The organism is Aeromicrobium sp. PFPM2_SD2 (genome assembly GCF_057364525.1).
In genome coordinates this window covers 1-2,812 of the sequence record NZ_JBNFNZ010000330.1, presented here as the reverse complement: position 1 = coordinate 2,812, position 2,812 = coordinate 1, and the positions used below count along the sequence as shown (strand labels likewise).

Here is a 2,812-nt window from a genome sequence, read left to right as displayed (position 1 = left end):
CGGGGGACGCGGTGGGCAGGTCGGCGCGTCGAGCCGCAGCACGTCGTCGACGACCTGCTGCCCAGGCGGGCCAACGAAGCGTCCGGCGGGCCGCGTCGCTGCAGCGACTTGAGCCCGCGCAGGACCTGCTGGTCGCGCGGCAGGGTCTGGGCGATCTCGAGGATGGCCGCGTCGGGCAGGACGCGCGACGGCGTGATGTCGCGCTCGCGGGCGATCTCGTCGCGGGCCAGCCACAGGTCGCGCACGACGCCCAGCGGCGCGGCGTCCACGGGCCCGGTGGATGCCGGAGGTACGACGCCACGGGTCGGTGCGCGGGGCCGGGCCGGTGAACGTCAGCAGGGCCTCGAACTCCTCCGCGGCCCACTCGCGCTTGCCGGCGGCGACGAGCCGCTCCTCCATGACGTCGCGCAGCTCGACGAGCACCTCGACGTCGAGCGCCGCGTACTCCAGCCAGGGCTCGGGCAGGGGACGCGTGGACCAGTCGACCGCGGAGTGCTCCTTGGCCAGGCTGTGGCCGAGCAGCGACTCCACGAGCGTCGCCAGCGACGCGCGGCAGGTTCAGCAGGCGTCCGGCGAGCTCGGTGTCGAACAGCGCGCGCGGGCGCAGGCCGACCTCGGCCAGGCACACCAGGTCCTGGGTGGCGGCGTGCAGGATCCATTCCGCGTCGCCGATCGCCTCGTCCAGGCTCGACAGGTCGGGCAGCGCGATGGGGTCGATGAGCGCCGTGCCCGCGCCCTCGCGCCGCACCTGCACGAGGTAGGCGCGCTGGGAGTAGCGGTAGCCGGAGGCCCGCTCGGCGTCGAGACGACCGGGCCGGAGCCGGCGGCGACCTTGGCGACGTACGGGGCCAGCGCCTCCGGCGTCGCGATGACGGCGGCAGCGGCTCACGCAGGCGCAGCGGAGGCGCCGAGGCGTGTCGGGCACCTCGGGTGCGTCGGGCTGGGCGGGGGTCTCCTCGGTCATCCGCGCTGGCCACGCCGGGACGGGAACGGGATGACGCCCGGCTGCAGCGGCGGCAGTCCGGCGAGGGTGCACAGCAGGTCGGACCAGGCGGCGGCGTGGCGGCCGTCGGGCACGACGGGCGTCCAGGACGCACGCAGCTCGACCTGGGCGGAGCCGGTGTCGTCGTCGAGGTCGCCGAAGCCCTCCGATCGCACGACGGTGACCGAGCCGCTGGGGACGGCGTGCTCGGCGCCGTAGCCGGCGAGGGCGTCGACCAGCCAGCTCCAGCCGACCGACGGCAGCACCGGGTCGGCGGCCATCTCGGGGTCGATGTCGGCGCGGGCGAAGGTGACGCAGCGGAAGGTGCCCTCCCAGGCGTCCTGGCCGGCGGGGTCGTGCAGCAGCACGAAGCGCCCGGTGCCGATCTCGTCGTCGTCGACCGTGACGTCGCCGGTCATGGCGTAGGCGTAGGGGGCGATGCGGCGCGGCGGCGGCAGCTCGTCGGCCCCGACCTCGGGGCGCAACGGCGCGTGGCGCATGGCCTCGACCGCAGCGACGAACGCTGCGGGCTCTCGGTCGATCGGCTCGCGGGCTCCCACATCGTGATCGTAGGCGCCGGGACCGACGCCGGACGGCTCCGACACTCCGAGGGCCGCCGTCCGATGGGAGCGACCTGGGGCCGACCTGAGAGAATCGGCCGCGTGACGACGACGTTGGCCGACAGCCCGTTCCTCCAGGCCGCCCGTGGTGGCGCCCCCTCCCACACCCCGGTGTGGTTCATGCGCCAGGCGGGCCGCTCGCTGCCCGAGTACCGCGCCGTGCGCGAGGGCGTCCCGATGCTCGACTCGTGCTTCCGCCCCGACCTGGTCGTCGAGATCACGATGCAGCCCGTGCGCCGCCACGGCGTCGACGCCGCCATCTTCTTCAGCGACATCGTCGTGCCGCTCAAGGCGATCGGCGTCGACCTGGACATCGTGCCGGGCACCGGCCCGGTGGTCGCCGAGCCGATCCGCTCGGCCGACCAGCTCGCGCAGCTGCGCGACGTCGAGCCCGACGACGTCGACCCGATCGCCGAGTCCGTGCGGGCCCTGGTCGAGGAGCTCGGCTCCACGCCGCTCATCGGCTTCGCCGGTGCCCCGTTCACGCTGGCGTCCTACCTGATCGAGGGCGGGCCGTCGCGCGACCACGGCCGCACCAAGCAGCTCATGTACTCCGAGCCCGAGCTGTGGCACGCCCTGGCCGGACGCCTGGCCGCGATCGCCGGGCAGTTCCTGCGCGTGCAGGTCGAGAACGGCGCGTCGGCCGTGCAGCTGTTCGACTCCTGGGCCGGCGCGCTGTCGCAGGCCGACTACCGCGAGTTCGTCCTGCCGCACTCGACCGCGGCGCTCGCCGCGGTCGCCGACCTCGACGTCCCGCGCATCCACTTCGGCGTCGGCACCGGCGAGCTGCTCGGCGCGATGGGCGAGGCCGGCGTGGACGTCGTGGGCGTCGACTGGCGCGTCCCGCTCGACGAGGCCGTGAAGCGCATCGGCCCGGGCAAGGCCGTGCAGGGCAACCTCGACCCGACCACGCTGTTCGCGCCGACCGAGGTCGTCGAGCGCGAGGCCGCACGCGTGATCGAGGCCGGCCGGGCCGCGCCGGGCCACGTCTTCAACCTCGGCCACGGCGTCCTGCCGGCGACCGACCCGGACGCGCTGACGCGCCTGGTCGACTTCGTCCACGGGTACGAGGCGCGATGACCCGCGTCGCGGTCGTCGGGCGGCGGCGATCGCCGGGCTGGCCGCCGCGCTGCGCGTGCGCGAGCTCGCGCCCCGACGCGGAGGTCGTCGTCCTCGAGGCGTCCGACCGCGTCAGCGGCAAGCTGCGCAG

The 2,812-nt window shown here is 75.2% G+C and carries 3 protein-coding genes and 1 pseudogene; 1 reads left to right on the top strand and 3 read right to left on the bottom strand.

From position 1 onward, the window contains the following. The 3 genes and pseudogenes from AC2W7G_RS13070 to AC2W7G_RS13060 all read right to left on the bottom strand — a co-directional run. Positions 1-269: HRDC domain-containing protein (locus AC2W7G_RS13070; protein WP_485868825.1), on the bottom strand; the 269-nt coding region annotated here is incomplete at its 3' end. 175 nt (positions 270-444) lie between these two features. Then, positions 445-964: pseudogene (locus AC2W7G_RS13065) on the bottom strand (3'-5' exonuclease family protein); the annotation flags it as partial. Further along, positions 961-1,542, bottom strand: a complete 582-nt coding sequence (locus AC2W7G_RS13060; RefSeq protein ID WP_485868824.1) for a DUF3000 domain-containing protein — start codon at positions 1,540-1,542, stop codon at positions 961-963. The pseudogene AC2W7G_RS13065 and the gene AC2W7G_RS13060, both read right to left, overlap by 4 nt. 63 nt (positions 1,543-1,605) lie before the next feature. Here AC2W7G_RS13060 and hemE point away from each other — a divergent pair, with 63 nt between their 5' ends. Then, positions 1,606-2,682 (top strand): uroporphyrinogen decarboxylase, encoded by a 1,077-nt coding sequence (hemE, locus tag AC2W7G_RS13055; RefSeq protein ID WP_485868823.1) that lies wholly within the window; start codon positions 1,606-1,608, stop codon positions 2,680-2,682. Positions 2,683-2,812: the final 130 nt, after the last annotated feature.

Excerpts from the sequence above, each read along its gene's own strand:
- hemE (WP_485868823.1), top strand. The coding sequence starts at position 1,606 with ATGGGAGCGACCTGGGGCCGACCTGAGAGAATCGGCCGCGTGACGACG.